The 21,965-nt window shown below is 50.5% G+C and carries 8 protein-coding genes; 2 read left to right on the forward strand and 6 right to left on the reverse strand.

Annotation, left to right across the window (positions count from 1 at the left end; all coding sequences use genetic code 11):
- Positions 1 to 59 precede the first annotated feature (59 nt).
- The 6 genes from FHS90_RS20780 to FHS90_RS20805 form a co-directional block, all read right to left on the reverse strand.
- Positions 60 to 584 carry a hypothetical protein gene (locus tag FHS90_RS20780; RefSeq protein WP_182514437.1) on the reverse strand — a complete coding sequence of 175 codons (525 nt, stop codon included), beginning with the start codon at positions 582 to 584 and terminating at the stop codon, positions 60 to 62.
- Between the two features lie 50 nt (positions 585 to 634).
- Positions 635 to 2,626: a DNA polymerase III subunit gamma/tau gene (locus FHS90_RS20785; RefSeq protein ID WP_182514438.1), complete on the reverse strand. Its 1,992-nt coding sequence runs from the start codon at positions 2,624 to 2,626 to the stop codon at positions 635 to 637.
- A 297-nt stretch (positions 2,627 to 2,923) separates the two neighbouring features.
- Positions 2,924 to 3,328, reverse strand: a complete 405-nt coding sequence (locus tag FHS90_RS20790) for a hypothetical protein (protein WP_182514439.1) — start codon at positions 3,326 to 3,328, stop codon at positions 2,924 to 2,926.
- A 173-nt stretch (positions 3,329 to 3,501) separates the two neighbouring features.
- Positions 3,502 to 4,836: a PorP/SprF family type IX secretion system membrane protein gene (locus FHS90_RS20795; protein ID WP_182514440.1), complete on the reverse strand. Its 1,335-nt coding sequence runs from the start codon at positions 4,834 to 4,836 to the stop codon at positions 3,502 to 3,504.
- A 56-nt stretch (positions 4,837 to 4,892) separates the two neighbouring features.
- Positions 4,893 to 9,659 (reverse strand): cadherin domain-containing protein, encoded by a 4,767-nt coding sequence (locus tag FHS90_RS20800; protein WP_182514441.1) that lies wholly within the window; start codon positions 9,657 to 9,659, stop codon positions 4,893 to 4,895.
- A gap of 99 nt (positions 9,660 to 9,758) precedes the next feature.
- Entirely contained in the window at positions 9,759 to 18,962 is a 9,204-nt protein-coding gene (locus tag FHS90_RS20805) for a LamG-like jellyroll fold domain-containing protein (RefSeq protein ID WP_182514442.1), read from the reverse strand.
- Between the two features lie 1,011 nt (positions 18,963 to 19,973).
- Here FHS90_RS20805 and FHS90_RS20810 point away from each other — a divergent pair.
- Both FHS90_RS20810 and FHS90_RS20815 read left to right on the forward strand, forming a co-directional pair.
- Entirely contained in the window at positions 19,974 to 20,714 is a 741-nt protein-coding gene (locus FHS90_RS20810) for a nucleotidyltransferase (RefSeq protein WP_066831810.1), read from the forward strand.
- 253 nt (positions 20,715 to 20,967) lie between these two features.
- Positions 20,968 to 21,825, forward strand: coding sequence for a metallophosphoesterase family protein (locus FHS90_RS20815; RefSeq protein WP_246387285.1), 858 nt, complete (start codon positions 20,968 to 20,970; stop codon positions 21,823 to 21,825).
- Positions 21,826 to 21,965 lie beyond the last annotated feature (140 nt).

Below are 21,965 nucleotides of genomic sequence, written 5' to 3' on the forward strand. Positions count from 1 at the left end.
AGGGACAACGCCTTTCCGTTTTCGGCCTGTTTTGGCCAAAACAGGCCGAAAACAGAAAATTACAGGGAAGCGTCTGTCTTGTCTTCGGCGGGGACTCCTAATTTAGCCGCCAACAGGTGCAGCGTTTTCAAGGCGTCTTGCTGGTGGCCGGTGCGCAGCTCAAAATTGGCCTCGGGCGAGGCCGAATACAAACCAATGGTGTACCAGGTGACCAAAGGCGCAGGTTTATCATCGTGATGGTGGTCGTGCGCGTGGTCATGGTCATCGGCGGGAGCCAGGTTAGAGCTTAGTACCACCTTCTGGAATTGCGGAAGCGGCACCCAATTCCCACTTTTCACCCCGAACATGGTCAGGTATTCGCGCACGCGGCGGTTCTTGAAATCTATCTGGAACCCGTGGTGCGTGGTCTGGAAAAGGAGCCCCAGCAAAAACAACAGCCCGCCCACCGAAACTAACTGAACCGCATCTGCACCTGACCACGCCGCCGCCCCGGCCACAATAATACCTGCCGGAAGCAGCAGGTAGCCCAGGTAACGGAGGGAGCCAAAATACGGATCGGTTTTACGGTCAAAAAGGTCTTGCATGGGCGGGTAAACCTGTGCGGCTAATTAAAGCTTGGCAGGTTGGTATGAAATTAAAAATCGGTGTCCAGCCCCAGGCGGGTTTTCAGGTCTTTCAGGGCGGGGTAGAGCTCAGACAGGTAATTGTACTTGTCTTGGGTGGTGTAAAGTTTGCGGCCGGTTTCCTGGTGCTGCACGTCAATGACCACCTGCAGGCGGTTGTGGCCCAGGCCCTGGCGCAGATAGGCCATGAAATCTGGTTTGAAACTGTTAAACTCGGCTACTTGTACGTCATTCTCCACGTGCAGGTGCACCTCGGCTTTTTCGGCGTCAAAGTGCCACTCGCGGTTCAGGATAGTGTATTCCAGGGTGCGGTCGGTGTGCTTGACCTGGTTCACGTAGGCTTGCCAGAGTTGCTGCAGCCTTAGTTCGTTGATGGCGGGCAGCGAGCCGGGTACGTAGTCTTCGGCTTCTTCCTCTACGGGCGCGGCCACGGTTGTGGCTTTGGCGGCCATCTGCTCCTCAATGTTCTTGAGGCTGGGCAGCTTGGAAAGTTTCCGGTTGGCCAGCGGCGAAGCCACGGCTCTGGTCGGCGGAGCAGGGGCGGCGGGCGCTGCCACGGCAGGAGCCGGTTTCACGGCCACGGCCGAAGGCACCAGAGAAGGCGCTTCCTCGGGGTAGGTGTCAAAGATGGGGTCTTCGCCCGAATCCATGTCAGCAGGAGCCGTGTTATGGTGCGTTTCCGGGCTGTTTTTTGCAAAAGAGGCAGAAACTGGCTGCGCCGATGAAGTATCAGTAGAAGCAGGCGTGGGCATTTTCGGCGTAGCCGAAGCAGCCGTGGTTGCCGGAGCAGACGGGGCAGTATCCACGCCCGGAGCCGAACTTGTGGGAGCGGCAGCTGTTACGCCGGATTGGCCATTAGTTTTTTTTTTGACGTCCCCGGTGAGAGAGACGTCTGAGGCCAGCTGGAGGGCGTGCGGCAGGTGCGCCAGCTTCATGAGCAGGAGCTCCACGTGCAGCCGCTGGTTCTTCGCCGACTTGAAGTTCTGGTCGCAGGTGCCCACCAAATTCAACCCAGACAACAGGAAACTCAAACTTGCCTCCTGCGACTGCTTCGCATACTGCGCCTTGATGTTCTCAGACACCTGCAGCAGCTGCACCGTCACGGTGTCTTTGCAGACCAGCAGGCTCCGGAAGTGTTCTCCAATGCCCAGCACGAAGTTGTGGCTGTCAAATCCGTTTTTCAGGATTTCGTCATATAAAAGCAACGCGCCACTCAGGTTCTGGGTGAGCAGGAAATCGGTGAGCCGGAAGTAATAGTCATAATCCAGAATGTGCAGGTTCTGCACGGTGGCCTTGTAGGTGAGGTGGTTGCCCGAAAAGGTCACCATCTGGTCAAAAATCGACAAGGCATCGCGCAGCGCGCCATCTGCTTTCTGGGCAATCAGGTGCAGGGCATCGTCATCGGCCTGAATCTCCTCTTTAGAGGCAATGCGGCCCAGGTGCTGCACCATGTCTTCAATGCGTATGCGGTTGAAGTCAAAAATCTGGCAGCGCGAGAGAATGGTGGGGATAATCTTGTGCCGCTCCGTGGTAGCCAGAATAAAAATGGCGTACGACGGCGGCTCCTCCAGGGTCTTCAAAAACGCGTTGAACGCCGAGGTGGAGAGCATGTGCACCTCATCTATGATGTAGATTTTGTACTTGCCCGTCTGCGGCGCGTAGCGCACCTGCTCCACCAGGCTCCGGATGTCATCTACCGAGTTGTTAGACGCGGCATCCAGCTCGTGCACGTTGAACGAGCTGTTGTTGTTGAAGCTTTTGCAGTTGTCGCACTCGTTGCAGGCCTCAACCTCTGGGGTAATGTTCTGGCAGTTGATGGTCTTGGCCAGAATACGCGCGCACGTGGTCTTGCCCACACCTCTTGGTCCGCAGAACAAAAAGGCCTGCGCCAGGTGGTTGCTGCTGATTGCGTTCTTGAGGGTAGTGGTAATATGGTGCTGCCCCACCACGCTGTCAAAGGTAGTAGGACGGTATTTACGGGCCGATACAACAAAATTCTCCATCGCTCTACAAAGTTACTCTATTCTGGTTTGTTTGCGCAACGGAAAAAGTAGGCGGTGTGCAGGTTCTTGGTTTAGTGCAATGGCGGGTGCGTTTTGGGGCTGTTTTGGGAAAAACAGGCCGGAAACGGTTGAGTGAGTTTTTACCTATCAGGATAAATAGGTTGTGTCCACTCTTATGTCATTCTGGAAGAATCTTGTGGGCAAGCTGTAAGAACGCTTTCCCAGTGGTATAGCCGCTCGCCGCCAAGATCCTTTCAGGATGACAGGAGAAGAGAGAATTTAAGTTGACTCTCCTTACTACTTAAACGGCCACTTCACCAAACGCATCTGCCCCATAGCATCCTTCTCATACACGGCCAGGCAATTCTTCTGAAACTGCGCGTCAAAATTCTGCTCCCCCGGGAAAACTTTCACCGGCGCGGGCTCCCCTTTCAGGAAAAAGTACACTTTGGTGCTGCCGTATTTGGTGTGGGGCATGTAATCGCCGTATTGCTGCAATTGGGCACGCTGGGTGTCGGCCACGGTCACGGCGTAGATGCGCTGAATGGGGCCGGTGTTGTTCTCGTTGCGGTAGAGGGCCACTTCCTCAAAGCCGCCTTGCAGGTCTTGCACGCCGGGTTGGGTGAAGGCGTCTTTGATGAACCAGAGCACCAGCCCAATAAAAACTGCCCCCAATACATATTTCAACTTCTTCCCAGACATAGCCTTGCTTGAATAGTGAAGACAAAGCTATTCATTTCCGGGGGAAACTCATGGGCCAATTGCTTTTGCGTTTTCGGCCTGTTTTCTGGAAAACAGGCCGAAAACGCAAAAGCTTTAAACAGAACAGCCGCCCTGTTGTCTGGGGCGGCTGTTCTGTTTAAAGGTTGGTGATGCTATTTTACTTCAAAAATCCAGCTGTCTTTAAAGCCTTTACTCCTTAGCTGGTTTCTTGCTTTGAGTGCCTCTCTGTAGTTTTTGTAGTTGTTGTAATACACCCTGAACTTTTTAGCCCCTCCGTGGTACAGCACTTTGGGGGTGAAACCGGCTTTTCTGTTTTGGTCCATGAAAGCAGCTACCCCGCTCATGGTGTCAAACGCGGCAATGGCTACATAGAAACCACCCATAACTGATGGAGTCTTAGGGGATGGCTTTACATTTTCATTTGCTAATGGTGGAGCTGGTTCTGGCGTTGGGTTAGGTTTGGACGTGATGAAGGTATCCGGTTGTGGCTGGAGGGCTTTTTGGGCAGCTTCTTCAGATTGGGCCAGCATTTTTTTGTAATCTTCAATCAGCTGCGCCGATTCTTTGATGATGGTCTCCAATTCCTGCTTTTCCTGTTCTTCCTGGTCCCGGCGCTTTTTGCGCTTCTCAAACACATCCCCAAAGGTATAGCCCAGATAAATTCTATGCCCCGCCTGGCTGGAAGATCCCTCGTTGGCAGATTTGCCGGCGTTGTAGCCGTAGCCCACCGTAAAGGCGCTGTAGTTTACGCTGGCCTTGGCCCTGATGGCATGTTCAGAGGTGTACCCCACTTCTACCGCTACCCGGTCTTTGAATGAAGTGTAAAGGTTGGCCTCAAACCATCCGCCCAGGGCGGCCAACTGCTCATAGTACACGTTGGGCCTAATCTGCCAGTTGTCCAGCAGGAAAGAATAGTCTGTGTAGGCGCTGAAGTGCTTCTTGGCGTAACGCCCGCCTTCCAGCGGAACCAGCTCCGGGGCGTTGACGGCCAATCTGAACAGTCCCCATTCATACAGAATGCCGGTAGAAAGCAATAAGCTGTTCTGCTGGAACATGTCGCCGTACAGGATAGGGTCGGCTACGTCTGCGTGGGTCACGGCGGCCCGGTCCAGGCTGTACCGGAAATAACTGAATCGGCCCCCGGCCGAAAGGGTCTGGTTCTGGGCCAGTTGCACGCGGTACGCGTACCCGGCGCCAATGTTGCTGCTCCGCAAAATGCCCGATCGGGTGCTTTGCATGGTAATGCCCACGCCATGGTTGCGCCCCACATTGGTGTGCAACTGCAGCAGACCGCCCTCATTGCTGTTCACGCTGCCCACGCGGTCTTGTTGGTAATAGAGATTTCCTTTTAGCCCGCCTTCCTGCGTGAGTGCGGCCGCACTTACGTAAGAAAGGTCCCAGCTCTTAAAAAAGTAATCCTGTACAGACTGTGCTTGTGCCGCACCCGCCATTGCCAGAAAAACCAGTGACCATATATACCTCTTCATATTTGTATTGTATTAGGAGCGCCAGGCGCTTGTCTGTCTTTTTGTATGGGGATAAATCAATGCAGAATGTTCAGTGTGCCTTTGTACACTTTGCGTTTGTTCTCAGACTGAACCGTGTAGATGTAGGTGCCGGTAGGGAGTTTCTTGCCCCGGAAAGTGCCGTCCCAGAAGTTTTCACGGTAGCCTTTGCTGAAGAACACTTCCTGCCCGCGGGTGTCAAATACCCGGAAGATGTAGTTGGGGTACAGGTACCCGCGCTTAATCTCCCAAAAGTCATTGTACCCGTCATTGTTAGGCGTGAGCACATTAGCGATTTCCATGTCAAACTCGCCTTCATCCATCACATTCACCGTGAACTCCTGCACGTGGGTGTTCACCTGGTCGGTAATGCCCACTTTCACTACGTAGCGGTTCTGGTCTGTCAAGGCCAGGGCTTGGGTGATGGTGAACTTGCCGTCTGGGGTAAGCGCGAACGGAGTGTTGGTGGTGATGAGGGAATAGGTAATCGGGCTACCGTCATTATCTGGGTCGGTGGCCTGCAGCTGGGCAAACTGGGTGCCCGGTGCGGCAGTGTTCATCACGTCTGCGGTGGTAAAGCTGAGTTCAGGCTTTTCATCATTCTCATTGATTACCTGTATCGGGAACGTGTAGGTCACTTTGTTCAGGCCGTCACTTAGCTCAATTTTGAGGTCGTACTTCTTTATCTTCTCATAATCAAGGGCGGCGGCCACCGTTACAATACCGTCTGCGTCTACGGCAAACGGGGTAGTAGCCGGGTTCAAGACGCGGTAGGTAAAGGTAGTGGCACCGTCCTGGTCGGTGGGCTCTAAGCGGTGCAGGAGGGTACCTATAGGCGAGGTTTCCTGCACGGTCAGCGCTTTCTCGGCCACGAAAGGCTTGTTGTCATTCAGGTTCTCTATTTGAATGCTGATGGTGGCAAAGCTTTCATTGATGCCATCAGACACCAGAATTTCCAGTTCATAGCTGCGCTTGTCAAATTCATAGTCTATGGGTTGGAGAATCCGGAGTTCGCCCTTCTGCTGGTGAATGGTGAATTTGCCTTCCAGGTTGCCGTCATAGATGCGGTAGCTGTAACTAGTGCTGCCGTCTGGATCGGTTACTTCCATGGTGTGCACCAAGGTGCCCGTTGGCTGGTTCTCTGGGATAGTGATGGATTTGCTGAGCGGAAGCGGCTTTTCATCATTCTCATTGAGCACCTGTACCTGATAGGTAGCCGTAGTCTGCTGCACGCCGTCACTTACCGCTACCGTAAGGGTATAGGCTGTCACTTTTTCATAGTCCAGCAGGCTTTGCAGTTTCAGTTCGCCGGTCTGTGCTTCCAGGGCAAAGCGGTTGTCTGCGTTGCCGCCCGTGATGGTGTAAGTAAACGCCGTGGCTCCATCTGGGTCAGTAGCTTCTACTTTGTGCACCAAGTGCCCGATGGGGGAATTCTCTGAAACCGTGAGGTTCCGGCTAATGGCCACCGGTTTTTCATCGTTCTCATTCCGTACTTCCACCGGGAAGGTGAATTGGCCTTCATTGACCCCGTCACTAATGCCTATGCGCAGCGAGTACGTTTTTACTTTCTCATAGTCTAATGGGGTCGCAACGGTAATGCTACCGGTGGCATCTACTGCAAACGGGGTAACCTGGGTATTGAGAATGCGGTAGGTGAAGGTGCTAGCCCCATCGGCATCTTCTGGATGCAGTTGATGGATAGAAGTGGCCAACGCGGCTGTTTCACTCACAGAGATGGTTTCTACCGCCACCGTAGGCGCTACATCATTTATGTTCTGAATTTTGAAGGTGATGATGGCTTCATTGGTGTTTACCCCGTCAGAAACCTGTACTTCTAGGTTAAACTGTTTCTTGTCGGTTTCAAAGTCAATCAGTCGGGCAATTCTCAGTTCGCCCCTTTGCTCATTGATGGTGAACTTGGCGTCATCATTCCCCGCCAAAATTTTGAAGGTAAACGCGCTAGTTCCGTCTGGGTCAGTAACGGCTAAAGTATGTACCAGGGTGCCGGTTGGCTGGTTTTCTGGGATGTCTACGGACGCACTCACCGGTACCGGTTTCTCGTCGTTTTCATTCAGCACCTGTATGGCTACGTTGGCCAAGGTTTCCCGCAGGCCATCATTCACGGCTACTTGTAATTGGTAGGCCGTTACTTTCTCGTAGTCTACCAGGTTCTGGAGGGTGATTCTGCCAGTATTCGCTTCTAAGCTGAATTTGTTGTCGGCGTTGCCGCTTGTGATTCGGTAAGAGAAAGTGGTAGGGCCATCTGGGTCAGTAGCTTCTACCGTGGTTACCAGGGCGCCTATTGCCGCTTTTTCTGACAACGTTACAGACTTACCGGCCACCACGGGGGCTTCATCATTTTCATTGACTACTTCCACCGGAAACGTGAAGGTGCCCTCATTGATCCCATCACTAATGCCAATCTGCAAGGAGTAAGTTTTCACTTTTTCATAATCTAACACCCCCGTCACCGAAATGGCCCCGGCCGCATTCACTGCGAACGGAACGGGCAAGGTGTTTATCACCCGGTAGGTGAACGTGCTGGCACCGTCTGCGTCTGAAGGCGTGAGGGTATGGAAAACGGTTCCCGTAGCGGCGGTTTCAGAGATACGCAGGGTTTCAATGGCAACGGTAGGAGCTACATCATTCAGATTTAGGAGGTTGAAGGTGATGGTTGCCTGGTTCTCATTGATGCCGTCTGATACGGTGATATCCAGTTCATAAACCCGGTTGTCTGTCTCGTAGTCAATAAGCCGCAGTATTCTTATTTCGCCTTTCTGCTCGTGCAGGGAAAACTTCCCTTCGCCGTTCCCGGCGAGAATTCTGAAACTGAACGTGCTAAGGCCATCTGGGTCTGTGACGGCCAAGGTATGCACCAAGGTGCCGTTTGGCTGGTTCTCGGGGATAGTTACCGTGGTGCTGACTGGCAGCGGCTTCTCATCGTTTTCATTGATAATCTGTACCGGAAAATTAGCAGAGGTTTCCTGTACACCGTCGCTTACGGCTATCTTTAATGCGTAGGAAGTGACTTTTTCATAGTCTACCACGTTCTGCAGGGTAAGCTTACCGGTAGTGGCGTCTATAGCGAATTTGCCATCTGCGTTGCCTTCTGTAATCCGGAACGCAAACGTGGTGGGGCCGTCTGGGTCAGTAGCTTCTACGGTGGTGACCAACGTGCCAACAGCGGCTTTTTCAGAAAGGGTTAACGCTTTGCCAATAACTACCGGTGCCTCGTCATTGCGGTTCACTACCTGTACCGGAAACTGGAAGCTGCCTTCATTCACTCCGTCACTAATGCCTACTTTGAGGGTGTAGCTCTGGTTCTTTTCAAAATCAATGGCATTGGCTACCGTAATGGCACCATTGGGTTCTACCTGCAACGGGGTTTGGCTGTCTAGTAACCGGTAGGTAAACGTAGAAGGGCCGTCTGGGTCTGTTGGGCTTAAGGTATGGATGATGGTGCCCACGGCGGCATTTTCCTGTACGCTCAAGGTTTCTACGGTCACCGTGGGTGCGTTGTCATTTACGTTCAAAATCTGGAAGGTGAGGCTGGCGTGGTTCTCATTGATGCCGTCAGAAACCAGAATATCCAGCTCGTAGATTCTTTTCTCCAGCTCAAAGTCCATGAGTTTGGCAACCCGTATCTCGCCTTTTTGGGCATGGATTGAGAATTTACCGTCTATGTTGCCGTCATAAATGCTGTAGGTGAAATTAGAAGGACCGTCTGGGTCTGTTACCTGCATGGTGTGCACCAAGGTGCTGGTAGGTTGGTTCTCGGGGATTGGGACAGTTGCGCTGACGGGTAAAGGCTTTTCATCGTTTTCATTGAGGGCCGTTACCTGCAGGACCGTTTCAATGGAATTATTGTTCTCGTCTATGGCCTTTACCCTCAAGGAGTGGGTAATCTGCGTCTCATAGTCCATTTTCTTCCGAAGGACTAATTGGTCATTGGTGATCTCAAAAAAGGAATTGTCTTTGTCTCCGGTACCGTTGACCAGGTGGTAGGTAAACGTGCCTTCGCCGTCTGGGTCAATGGCCCGCAACGTGCCTACCGTAGTGCCAGGAGCAGATGATTCGCTCAGCTGGGTCCGGCTTAATACTACTCCTTCTAGCGGCGCCGATGCAAATTTTACGGTAACGGTGTAGTTTTTCTCAGAGGTAGCGTCTGCGGCTATGACCCGGTAATACACAGGGTTCGTGAAATTATGGCTTGAAAAACCGCTGCTCTGCACCAAGTTGTTGACCAAAACTTTGGCTAACGCCGATGTGGTGTAGACCGGGGCAATGTTTCTCACGTCATAGCCGTAAGGCATGGTGACCGTAATGTTGGAACCGTTGATGACTGAAGTTTCCTGGCCGGGCAAAGTAAACGTGAGAAAGTTAGCCTCACTGCTCAGCCTGGGGTGGGAGTAAACCACCGGGGCGGTGGTGGTGCCCCTGACTGCCTGAATCTCAAACGCCTCTTTCTGTTCCAGGTCTACCGTTTTGTTTTCACTGGCATCATAGATCTTGAAGCTTACTTCCCCGCTGCCGTCATGGTGGTAGATGTTCATATACACCAAGTACCGGTTCGCTGATGCAATGTACACCGGACGGCCCACCCCGCGTAACTCTCCGTTGATGAAGGCTCCCAAGAGGTCATTGGTGTCTGTTGATTCTATTCCGTTCAGGTTTAAAGCGCCTACCGTTACCATTTGGTACTGGTAATTCTGCGCGCTTACCTGCCAGTTGGGTGCCTGGGCGCTGGCTTCAAAAGTCCAGAGCCAAAGCACGAATGCTATGATTCCGCTAATTCTATTCCGCATGATGTTATAAAGGGTATGAAACCTGTCCCACAGTAGACAATAGGCTACTGGGGGACAGGTGGTTGGTATATCAATTGAGCTTGTTGGAGGCAGGTTGCGTTACCACTTCACTACTTTAATGATCTCTTGTTTAGACCCGTGGGTAACGCGAAGCAGATACATGCCGGCTGCTACAGGTTGGGTTTGCTGTTCCCAGACAAATGTGCCGGTCTCTGCAGATTGGCTGCCTTTCCAGAGGGTGGCTACTTTGTGGCCGGCCAAGTCATAGAGTTCCAGAGTAGTTTCCTGGTCAGGCGTGTTAGCCCAAACAATGGTTACTTTTTCTGAGAATGGGTTAGGGAACACCTGGGCGAAAGACGTAAGACGTACTTGGGTTTTGAGCTCTCCGGAAGTGCTGAACTTAAACGGAGCGGCTAAGGAACCTTGTGTCTGGTCAGGCCTGAACGTTACTTTCTCCTGTAACCCTATCAGCTGTTTGCCTTGGGCATCATAGTAAGCAAAAGAAAGCTCTTGCTGCGGCTGGTCTCCAAATAAGGTAATAAAGAAAACCACCTTGTCACCCAACTCCTGGCCTATGCCCCAGCCTACCTGCTGCCCATTGGCGTTGGTGGCCATGATCACAGAACCGGGTAGTATTTGGTCTGAGTCAATTTGTGCCAGCAGAGACATATTGTGCCGGAACTGGGTAGGCTGCACCAGGATACTGAAGAACTGATTGGTAGCTGCAAACGCTTTTTCCTGCTCGGTCTGGCCCGTTCTGCCGCCAGAGTTGACAGAGGCTTTCGGGTAAGTGAAGGTGATGTTTTGGGTTTTAGAAGATTTTACCCGGTAGCCTTCCCCGCTCTTCAGGTAAGACAAACTGCCTACCCACCCCATGTAGGTGTCATAAATGGCAAAACCGGTTTGCCCTTTAATAATATCGCCAGGGTTTAGAATAGCACTGGCCAAGGCATCTTTCACCGGCATACTGGCCTGTGGCGTATAGCCTACCCAGTTCCAGCCTTCTTTTAGGGTGATAGGTTCATTGGCCGTGTTCAGCAATCCGCCTTTCATGGTAAGTTGGGCGGCGGCATCGGCTCGCAGTAAGTAACTGGTTGCGTTGCTGAGGGTTTTACCCGGCGGAGACCACATGCCTGCCGAGTACTCTGCAAACCAATTTTCGGCCATTAAAACGCTGTTCCGGTTCAGGAGGGCAGGGTCAAAGGCGGTTTCAATGGGCTTTTGGTTAACGTTCACGTTGAAGGAAATCCAGTTCCAGCCTTTCTTGAGGGCGATGTCTTGGTACACTTCATTGGAAGCCGTCAAGATTTGGGGCTGTGCCGGGGTCCCGTACACTTCGCCATCCCGGAACGTGAGTTGGGCAGGGGTGACGTCTGTGTGTACTACGCCCAGGCTGGCGTTCCAGATATTGAATTTCACCTTCTCGGTTTCGTTCACGTTGCCATACACATCCATGAAGAACATGTAGCGGTCATAGCCTGCCACGTACCGGAGTTGCGCCACGCCCCGTACTTCGCCGTTTGCCAAGGCTACAACTTTGTCATCTGCGTTGGTAGAGAAGCGGTCGTTTATTTTCACCATCCCTGTCACGCTCATAGACTTGTCAAAGTTAGACGGGTTGACCACCCACTTCGGCGGAACGGCGAATACTTTCAGATCCAAGGCCAGTTTTTCATCATACCCAAAACCCGTGCGCAAGTACAGGTCTTTGCTGTAGTTGCCAATGTTCAGGCTTTCTTCTACCGTGATCTTGATGGTTTTGCGGCTGTTGGGTTCAATAATGTCAGAGGCAGGCACGGCCGTAAGCCAGCCAGGCAGTCCTTCAATGCTGAAGTTCTGCTGAGAGCCGCCCTGGTTGACAATGTCTACCTCAAAGGTGAGCCCTTTGTAGAGTTCTTTCTCAAACTGGCGGCGCGAATCTGCCCACTTCACCTGGTTCTTGTCTATAAACACCGACCACGTTTTAGACCCCTGCATGGCATTGCTGTTCTTGTCCATGATTCCGTTCACGGTAATGTCCAGAATGGTCTTCTCTACCAACGGTGCAGGTTCATTGAGCGTGATCAGAATCTTGTCCTGGTTAATCACGTAGGTGAAATCAACTTTCTGCTGCGGCTGTGGCCGGTCAATCAACGGTGATTCTGAGGTGAAAGAAGCGCTGGTAAAAGTAGCAGACACGTCTTTGGTTTTACCACTTTGTTCCTTGGCAGAAGTCGTAGACAACATGACCCCGCTGTTATTCTGGTAAGCCTCAAACGGAAGGTAAATTTGCAAATCAGGCAGATTGTCTGGCTGCTTTTTATGGATAGACCTGTTGAGCTGCTCTGCGCTTCTGGCCGAATTCCATAGCCTTATCTCGTCCAGGTTGCCTTTAAAGTGGCGGGTGAGTGTAGTCTGTGGCGTGCCGTTGGCGTCTGAGAAGGCATCATAGCGCACCCCAAAGTACAGTTTGTCAGCAGTTAATCTGGTGAGAGCATCTGCTTTTCTGGAGTTTTTGAGTTCACCGTCTAAGTAGAAAGACAAGTTGCCTCTGCGGTCTGCCACCATGGCAATATGGTGCCATTTGTCATCCAACACATCATTGTCAATTCCTTTGAATAACAGTTCATGGTTTCTCAGGAATAGGCTGCCTTTGTTGTCAAGGTCTAAAGACCATTTCATATCCGTGTTAGGGAGGGCAGCAGAAAACAAAGAAGTCTCACGGGCGCTAGCCCCGGCTTTCAACCAGAATTCCAGGGTAAAGTCTGCGTTTTTGGTAATAGGAGTATGGCCGCTGGGTACGGTTAGATAGCTGTTGCCAGAAAGCTGAACGGCATGGGAGGCAGGCTCGGCTACCCATTGTGCGGTAGAGATACCGTGCAGCGCCCGGGCCAGGTCTCTCACCCCGGTTCCTTTCAGGTCATCCATGGGCCAGCAGCCGGTAAGGCCCCGTTCGGTCCCGTTTAGGTTCTTTGACTGTAGGGCATATACTTCGTCACGGCTCTTATAGATGTCCCAGGTACGCAGGGCATACAGGTCACCTGCATAGAGTTTGGCGCCAGCGGCTGTTTTCCCGATTAACATAGAACCCGATCCTCCAAATTTGCTGGCTTGGTTTTGTTCTGCCAGGCTCTCATCATTGCCATAGAGGTTCAAGCGGCTACTGGCCAAGTCAAAACTGATGGCGTAATGGTGCCAGGTGTTGGCGGCAAGGGCTCTGTTAGCGGTTACCCTTGGCAGGCCGTTCCATTCTGTGTACAGTCTGCCGGCGGCGTCAAACCCGATGTGCAGCATTTGGTCTCCTTCGCCCTGCGCAATCACTACCCGGTCTCCGGTGGCCGGGGCATTTCTGGCCCAGAACTCTACCGTGAAAGACCGGTCATCTAAGCGCACACCATCTGGAATACGCACCGAGGCTTGCTGCCCGTCAAATTTCAGGAAGCTGCCATGTGCCCGGTTAGAACCATTCAATACGCCCGTCACGTTGATGTTGGCTTTGGTGATCAGACCGGCCTCAATGGGCTCAGCAAACTGGATCATGATCTCGTCATTGGGAGAAAGAATACCGTCTGCGGGCTGCGGTGTGCCGAAAACCAAAGGCGGGGTAGCATCTTTCAAGCCCAACTTCACCTCAGAATAGGCCACCGAACCATCGGCGCAGGTAGACTTGGCTCTGAGTTCATAGTTCCGGTCTGGCAAGTCTGCTATGTTCCAGGAGTAGGTAATGGTGGTTTTACCGTCTATCAAAGCAGCGGGCTCCCCTTTATCAAGGGCCGCGTTATAATCATCTACGTGGTTGTAATAAGACTGTATAGTGGCCCACGTGTTAGAGGCGGTAGATTTGTATTGTAACTCTACGCTTACAAACGTACCCATGTTAATGTCATACCCGCTTACCTGAATAGGCACCACTCCCTTAGAGTCTACATTTGCCAACCAATTGTTTAAAGGCGATAGCATGGTAACCGGCGTACAGGCGGGCTCAAAATAAGCTGAAACCCTGACGGTGTCCGCGATTTCCTCTGGCTGACACAAAGAGGCCAGGATAATACCCAGGTCTTTGTATTCATACACGGCGCCAGGCCCTTTTCTCACGGTGAGTATTTTCTCAACAGTTTTACCGTAAGGCACATTGAACGCTCTGTTAGGGGACGAGCCGTCAATTTGTAAGATAGCACCATCTTTATTAGAGGCTTCATCTAGCTGAATGCCATACCACATGTCTTCCTCAGACTCGCTGTTGTTCTGCAGTTTCAGTCTGAAAACGGCGGCATTGGTTTCCGGTACCCCAGATACACTGGCATTGTCCACAAGTAACTGCGGTTTCTCGCGTTGCATGGTAGCCGCATTCAAGGTTTTGCCCGGTTGGTAGTATCTGGTTACTTCTTCCCCTTCATAAGGGCAGGAAGTAACACCACCGCGGGTATAGAACATGGGGGAGTAGAAGCCATTTTTATGGTCTTTCTGTCCTTTTTCCAGGTCATAATAATCTTCCCAGTTTACTTGGCCTTCCGTATTCGTAGTAAAGGTTATTTTGGAAGGATCTATGACATCTACACTGTAGTAATCGCCTTTGTCGCCGTCAGACAAGACATACCCAAACTTTAGGTTCCTGCCCTCAAAATCTCCGGTAGTACTTGTGGATGAATGGTTATATTCTGCCTTTACCCGCATCTCTATCCCAAATTTGTTGAACAGGTACCCAGTTACCAGTTCTAAAGAGGCATCAGCGGTTACTTCAAACGTATTAGCAATTCCCCATTCTGAACTCAGGCTTTTTTCCCATGTGTAATTGGTACCTCCGTCATAAGAGACGTTATCTGCCTTTGAACCAATGGTCTTGGCATCAAGCTTGTTTTTCTCATTGTCCCGCAAGGTTTTCTCCCAAAGCTTGATCTGCTGATTAATTAAATAGACAGAGTCCGGGTCGGTGCTTTTTTTGGGGTTAAAGGTGTAGCTTGGGCCTGTATATTGGCCCCGGGAAGCTACACCCTCAGATGATTTTGCAAGAAAGGAAGAAGGGAATGCTTGTTCATCGTAATTATCAGCACCATAGTTCTCTGATTCCTTGGGTTGTTTAGAGACATATACCCCATCGCCACGGGTGAACAGGTTGTTCCTGAATTTCTTCAATTCTGGGATAAGCGTGTTCTCTATGTGGTGCTGCGTGTACATGAACCGCGTACTGAAATTGTCCTGTGCGGCGGCAATTCCTTGTCTTCTCACCAAGGCGTATTCTTTGCCTTGATAGGTAAAGGTGTTTTGGGAACGAGGCAATTGGGCAAAAGCACCCTCTAACGGTAAAAGTTCCAGGTTCTCTGTCTTGCCTATAATGAAGTTCATGGCCTTGCCCACAAACAAGTCTGCCATGCTGCCCACCATGTCTGGGCTGGAACTGGTTTCCCAGCCTTCGCCTATCTCAATGGTTTCAACGAACTCCCCTTCCTTGTTATGGGATTCACTTATGATTTCCTCATTAGATACCTGGGCTTTGGCTTCACTCTCTGTAACCAAAAATACTCCCAAACCTGTGCCTAAAGTTGCTTTCGTTCCTAAATGGAGGGTAGGGTTTATTTCCTGAGTACTGCCATTTGTTCTGCTAACAGACATTTTCTTAGTGGTAGAAGAGCCTTTGCTTAAGAAGGCGTAACTGCCGGTTCCAGGTGGGTCACGCAATACAAACTCTACTACATCTGGGCCTTTGGTTAGGAAACCGGCACCAGAGGTAATTTCACCTAAAATATAGGCAGATACTGCAGGGAAGGTGATAGGGGCTTGGTCACTAATCTTAATGGTGGCAGATAAATTATGAGTGAATGAACCCGTTAAGTTAGGGGCACCCGCCCTGAAGGTATAATTTAGAATGCCTTGTTGGTTGTTCAAAACCAGGTCTTCCCGGGCTGGCCCGGCCTTCCAGTTATTATTCAAGCTGATGGTAGCATTGGTAATGGCTACTTTAGAAATGCTTTTGTCATCGGCGTTTTCATACTCTTCAAAGAAACTGAGCGGGAAAGCGTACTGCGTGTTCATTCTGAGGATAGGCGCGCCAAAAGGCTTGGAAGAAAGGTCAATCTCAGGGCCAGTCTCACTCAGTTTCATAGACGTCTCTCCAATTAAATCCCCATTGTTGATAGCCCATTGGGCAGGCGTATGCAGCGTGATTTTTTTGGCGAAATGGTACTTGGCAGAGTCTACTTTTACCCCTTTGTCATTGAGGCGGTAATCCCAGGTGAAACTCTGTACCGGTAAGCTTAAATCCAGGACGGCCTGTTCTGGGAACGTGTATCTGGAACCGTCAGTTTTGGCTTTAACAGTTTCTACTTTCTTAATGATAAAACGTTCTGGAATCACCCAGCCTTCAAATTCGCCGGTAGCCAGATTGGTGGTGAATTCTAACACCCTGTGATTAGCGGTTTTTGTTGAGTCATAATAGCCGCCTTTCTCTGGCTCAAGCGTGATCAAAGCTTGCCCTATGTTGTTAACAGAAAGGCCCATGCCCAACGGTTTGGCTTCTTCTACCTGTCCGCCGGCCACTCTGCCTTTCAGCAAGACTTTGGTGGTATCTATGATTTCTAATTGGCCTCTCAGGTGTTCCTGGAAATCATGGGTTACATTTTTAGCGGGCCAGTACCCGTTCTCAAAAACGTGGCCGTTTTTAACGAAAGAGAGCGTGTGCTTGCCAATAGGTACCTGGGCTTCAAATTCTCCTAAGGCATTGGTCATGACCGGGGTATTCTCAGAACTGATAATGGCTTTGCCGTCTACCAGAACCTGCACACCCTGTACCGGGAAAGAATTGTCTTTATAGTAAACGGTGCCTTTGGCGATGAAGGAAGACACATCTTTAAAGTCTTTTCCATTGTGGCTCAGGGAACCCTCTCCAATAAAGATTTGCATGGAGGTTGGGTCAAACTTATGCACGCCCAGCATTGGGGTAATCTCAAAGGCTTCGCCTGAACCCCTGAACTGGATCCCGGTCATTTTGTAATCACCTTTGGCATCTGTGTAGGCTACGTTGGCCAGTTGGTTCTCAGAAGGGATAATGGTAGACCACTCGTAACTGCCCTTTATTTGGGCGTGGTTTTCATTGTATTTTTTGTCTACCCTTGAACCGTCAAAAGCATAGTTCCCAAATCCTTCATCGGCTTTCCAGTAAGCCGTCAAGCCCGTCTCGTTGCCTACCAGGAATCTGTTGTGGTTGCGCTTGAACTGGGCTCCGGTATGCGGGATAGACCAAAGCCTGATCTCATCTATCACGCCTTTAAACCCTTGGTCTTTGGTGCGGCTGTTCCCCACAAAAAGCGGAAGGTTGTTATTGGAGTGCCGTATAAGCCCATTCACTAATTTCTGTTCAGCAAATACAGAGTCATTGATAGCCCATACCACATCTAGGGTGGTGGCGTCAATACTCACTGACACATGGCTGAACTCATTTGATTTGAACAGGGTGCCCGGCGTGATCTTCCGTTCCTCGGTGCCAGAGGTTAACACAAACTCCCTGTTGACATACGCCAGTTTAATGCCTTTCCCGTCTGCCAGATGGTCCCAAAGCACAAAATTCGCATTGGCGTCATCTGGGCGCAGCCAAGCCTCAAAACTCCAGCCTTTCTGGCTGGGGACAAATGCAGCCGAGGCCGCAATGTCAATACTGGAGGTAGTGTTTGTAAACCGGATGGACTTGCCTGATTGGCCATCACTGCTCCGCACCCTTACCTGCACGTTTTCTACGCCTTGGCCCCCTTCAAAGGAAACCTTACCATTAATAGTACCAAATGGTGCTCTAAACCCTAAGGCATACGCCGGTGCCGTATTGATGATTTGCCCGTCACAGGGCGCGTTGCCCACTATTTTATATTCATAAATAGTGTTTGATTCAGTGAACTCATCGGTCCAGATAGTGGCGCTGCCTCCTTCAATTACTTTTACCAACTCAAAGGCGGTGCCGTTGTCAGCAATGCGGCGGTAAATGTCATAGCTCTGGATCGTACTTTTGTAGAGAGCGTCCCACTGCAACTGAATGTAATTGGTGTAAAAACCCTTAGAGGCTTTGAACTTGTAATCATGGTTGTAGAAGGCGTGGCTCTGGTCTTGCCTGTCTGTCGTGCTCAGGGCGAAGGCATTTTCTATGGTTTCTGAAATGGTGATAGAAACCAGGTTGCTGACGGTCTTTTGCTGGTACCTGTTAAGCGCATATACCTTCACTTTGTACGTATGGCAAGAACGAAGTCCCTCTAGCGTGTAGCTGCTAATGTTAGCGGCCAAAGTAACCCGTTTCTCTACCCCTTCCAGATTGCCTTGAAAGGTAGTATATACCAATTCAAAACCAGAAACATTAGAGCAGTTGTAGTTTGGCCAGGAAACGGTGTACTTGTCTGCACTCACCTTTACCGGCGTAGCAAGCACTGGTGCGGCGGGGGTAAGCACTGTGGTAAGGTTTATGGCCGCAGAAGTTAAAGCGGTGATTTCCGTTCTGTCTGAGCGTATAACTAATATCTTATAATAATAACTCTTGTTATGCTCAAGGTCTGTGTTGTCTTTGTAGGTTTCCTGGTTGATGTCCCGCACTGAGAATTCGGTGGCATCATCTAAGAAGTTGGCACTACTACTACGTTTAATAATGTAACTATAGGTGGCGTCTAAGTTGGGCTTGGTCCAGGTTAAGGTAACCCCAGCCTCACAGGGGTTTTGGGTTCTGTTCAACACCATTCTGGGGTTTTTCCAGACTTGCTTTTCCGGACCGTCTATAGTATTTGATCTAGAGCCTACCGTATAGTGTACCCTAACCCGTATCTTGTAGTTGTATTTGGTTCTATCAGCGGCAGTATTGTCTACATAGCTGGTGGTGCCATGGTTCACAGTTGCCAGGTATGCTCCGTTACGAATGATCTCATATTTAATCTGCCCAGAACCGTACCCGTTGTCTGAAATATTGTTCCAGTTGAGGCTTAAAGTGGTTTGTTCACCGTTGGAGCTAGAGGCGGCAATGGTGGGCGTGGCCAGGCCATCAATGGTAAAGTCATTATATTTGTCGCCAGATACATCATCTTTATCACCCCAGTAATAATGGGATCTTATTTTTACTGTTTTACCTAACCATTCAGAAGGCACATTAATGTAATAATGTTGAAAAGAATAATCATCATTTCCGCTAGTGCCATTGTTGACAATCCAGCCATTATTAGAGGCGCCCATCCGCCGATTATCTTTTTGGGCATCGCGTAAAATGTTGGAATAGGTGGCGCCTCCATCCAGGCTGTAATCAATATCCAGGTCACTTAACCAGTTGTCATCACAGACCAGACAATCATATTCTTGTACTGCCACTTTTAGGTAAATTCTGCCCTCGGCTTTATTGTGATAGATCTCATAAAACCAATTGTACGCAAGCGCTGGCACGCTACCTAACAACAGGAAAGCGAACAGAAATAAGCAAAGGAAACGGGGGTAGAGCTGTTTCATAAAGGGTAGGGGTTGGTGGTGTTGAAGAATAAGGGTGGTCATGCAATGCCGGCCAACACTCGAAAGTCAAAACCACGAGGTTGGGCCAACGGTAATAGATGTATATTAGAAAACTGAAAAGGTAGTTCCTCGCGGAGTTACCGGTCCAGATGGTAAAGTTTTAGGGCGCGCAGACAGTACACAGTTCTGTGCGCCAAGGGTAATCTGCCGAGGTGGGGGAGTGACGGCGAAAGAAAGTTAAAGTTGCTTATTTCTGAATAAGAGAAGGTTTAATAATTTTATAATCAATAACTTATGATAGTGGTAGTGCAGTAAGTTAAACCGTATTTATACGTATAATTACAGCAAATAAAAAGAAAATATCCTTCCGCTGAAAGCGATTAAGGGAGTTTTTGACATGTTTCTATAAATAAAATTTACTGCCCAACTAATTGAGAATTATATAGAAAAGGATATTTCTTAGCTGTATAGTAAGTCTGTTTGCCAACTGGTGAACAGAAGATTAGGCAGATGCAGGAAAAAAGAAAGTTGTGCCAGAGCACGCTTGCCCCTGACAAACACACAGAAATTGCAATTGAGAAAAACAATTGTCAGAAAATAAGTTCGTTTTAAACACATAGATCCCAGCGCAACTAGAGTCTGTAAGCCAGATTCCTGTTTTTGACCTTTTTTCAGAAAAACAGCCCGAAAACAGGAATCTCACAGTTTTCTGCCGCTGCCGCGCCTTTCTGGGATAACATTTTTCCAAGAATTCAGTAAATGCTATACCACTTGCTCTAACCGGCTGCGGCCCTGCGGCGTATGCCAAAGAAAAGCGGGTGGCGGCGCGGCCAGAACGGCGGCGTTTTCTTCTACTTTTCAAAACAAGATATACATATGGAACTGGATGATATGGCCCCAGAGGTGGCCTTGGAGTTTTATCCGCAGGCATTGAAAATGCTGCACGAGAGCGGTTTGCCGTTTATGATGGGCGGCGGCTTCGCGCTGCGCCAATACACCGGCATGCAGCGGGCCATGAAAGACATGGATGTGTTCTGCACCGCCGGCGACTGCCCGCGCCTGCTCAAGCTGTTTGCAGATGAAGGCTTTGAGACCGAGCTGGTAGATGCCCGCTGGCTGGCCAAGGCGTTCAAAGACGGCAAGTACGTTGACTTTATCTTCAACAACCCCGGCAGCTTTACCCCCGTGAATGACAACTGGTACCGGCACACCACTGAGGGCACCGAGTTCGGGGTACCCGTGAAATATATTTCGGCCGAGGACCTGTTCAAGTGCAAAATCTACGTGCAGAACCGGGAGCGCTATGACGGCTCAGACCTGAACCACCTCATTCTGCGCTACGGTGACAAGATGAACTGGCGCCGTATTTTTGAAACCCTGGAGCACCACTGGCACCTGCTGCTGGCCCAGTTCATGTCGTTTCAGTTTGTGTACCCGTCTGAGCGCGACATTATTCCCAGAGACATTTTTGACGAGTTGCTGCTGCGCGCCAAAGAACAGTTTGACATGCCCCCGCCCACTGAGAAAGTGTGCCGTGGCCTGCTCTTTGACCAGACCCAGTACGCGCCGGCGGTGACTGAGTGGGGCTTCAAAGCCATCACCAGTGTAACTATTTAAAGAGACGCAAGAAGGTAGAAGCCAGGTTGTAGAGGTTGGTTATGCTGTAGGGAAATAACTGGAGCTTTGCTTTGAGTGATGCTATATGAAAAATCCCCCTCGCTCGCCTTTTGCGGGCAAGGGGGATTTTTTCAATACGCCTCCCAGAAAGGGAGGAAAGACTTTTTTAAACCAACACCTATCCATAGAACGTATTCTATGTCTGTCAAAGATGTCTAACATCTGCAGTCTAGCGTCTAAAATCTAAACTAGAATGGAACAACAGCCCCTCACCAACCCGCAACCCGTGAACACCCTGCAGCCGGTCCCCCCAGCATCGGCGCAGCCGCAGCAGCCCCCGCAGCAAATGGTTTCTGAACAGCCCGGCATACCGCAAGAGCCGGCAAGGCCGTTCAGGATTGCCGCCGTGGGCGATATTCACGTGCGCGAAACCGACAAGGGCAAGTGGGTGGACTTCTTCAGGTCAGCTTCGCAGCAGGCAGACGTGCTGCTGCTCTGCGGCGACCTCACAGACCATGGCTATGCGGTTGAGGCAGAGGTGCTCTGCGAGGAGATGAAGGCCTGCACCATTCCGGTGATCTGCGTGCTGGGCAACCATGACCATGACAAGAATGATCACCAGGCCATCAGGAAAGCCCTGGTGAAAGATACCGTGCATTTCTTAGACGGAGATTCTATTGTGATTGGCAACGTGGGGTTTGCCGGAGTCAAAGGCTACGGCGGCGGGTTTGACCAGTACATGCTCTCCATGTTCGGCGAGGCCGAAAACAAAGCCTTTGTGCAGACCGCCGTAGACGAAGCCCTGAAACTGGAAAGCGCTCTTTCGCGCCTGGACTCTGAGCACCCAGATGTGAAAAAAATCGCGATCATGCATTACGCGCCCATCAAAGCCACCGTGGTAGGCGAGCCTGATGCCATTCACCCGTTTCTGGGCTGCTCCCGCCTGGCAGAGCCTTTGAACCGGCAGAATGTGGTGGCCTGCTTTCATGGCCATGCCCACGTGGGCACGTTAGAGGGCCAGACCTCAAAGGGCGTTAAAGTTTTCAATGTGGCCAAACCCATTCTGCAGAAGGCGGGGTTGGCCTTGCCTTTCTTTTTGTTCGAAGTGTAGCTTTCGCATAAGAATCTTGACGTGCGTTTTTGGCCTGTTTTCCGGAAAACAGGCCAAAAACAAACATCGGGGGTTTATAAAAAGAGCCAAGCGCCAGGTTTGAATTTACCCCAGAAAAACGTAAAAATTGTAAACAGATT

Origin of the sequence: Rufibacter ruber, from assembly GCF_014138425.1 — a bacterium.
Taxonomy (GTDB): Bacteria; Bacteroidota; Bacteroidia; order Cytophagales; family Hymenobacteraceae; genus Nibribacter; species Nibribacter ruber_C.

What these genes read in the sequence shown, in the direction of transcription:
- FHS90_RS20810 (WP_066831810.1), top strand. Translation starts at nt 19,974, where the DNA reads ATGGAACTGGATGATATGGCCCCAGAGGTGGCCTTGGAGTTTTATCCG.
- FHS90_RS20800 (WP_182514441.1), bottom strand. Translation starts at nt 9,659, where the DNA reads ATGCGGAATAGAATTAGCGGAATCATAGCATTCGTGCTTTGGCTCTGG.
- FHS90_RS20780 (WP_182514437.1), bottom strand. Translation starts at nt 584, where the DNA reads ATGCAAGACCTTTTTGACCGTAAAACCGATCCGTATTTTGGCTCCCTC.
- FHS90_RS20790 (WP_182514439.1), bottom strand. Translation starts at nt 3,328, where the DNA reads ATGTCTGGGAAGAAGTTGAAATATGTATTGGGGGCAGTTTTTATTGGG.
- FHS90_RS20795 (WP_182514440.1), bottom strand. Translation starts at nt 4,836, where the DNA reads ATGAAGAGGTATATATGGTCACTGGTTTTTCTGGCAATGGCGGGTGCG.
- FHS90_RS20815 (WP_246387285.1), top strand. Translation starts at nt 20,968, where the DNA reads ATGGAACAACAGCCCCTCACCAACCCGCAACCCGTGAACACCCTGCAG.
- FHS90_RS20785 (WP_182514438.1), bottom strand. Translation starts at nt 2,626, where the DNA reads ATGGAGAATTTTGTTGTATCGGCCCGTAAATACCGTCCTACTACCTTT.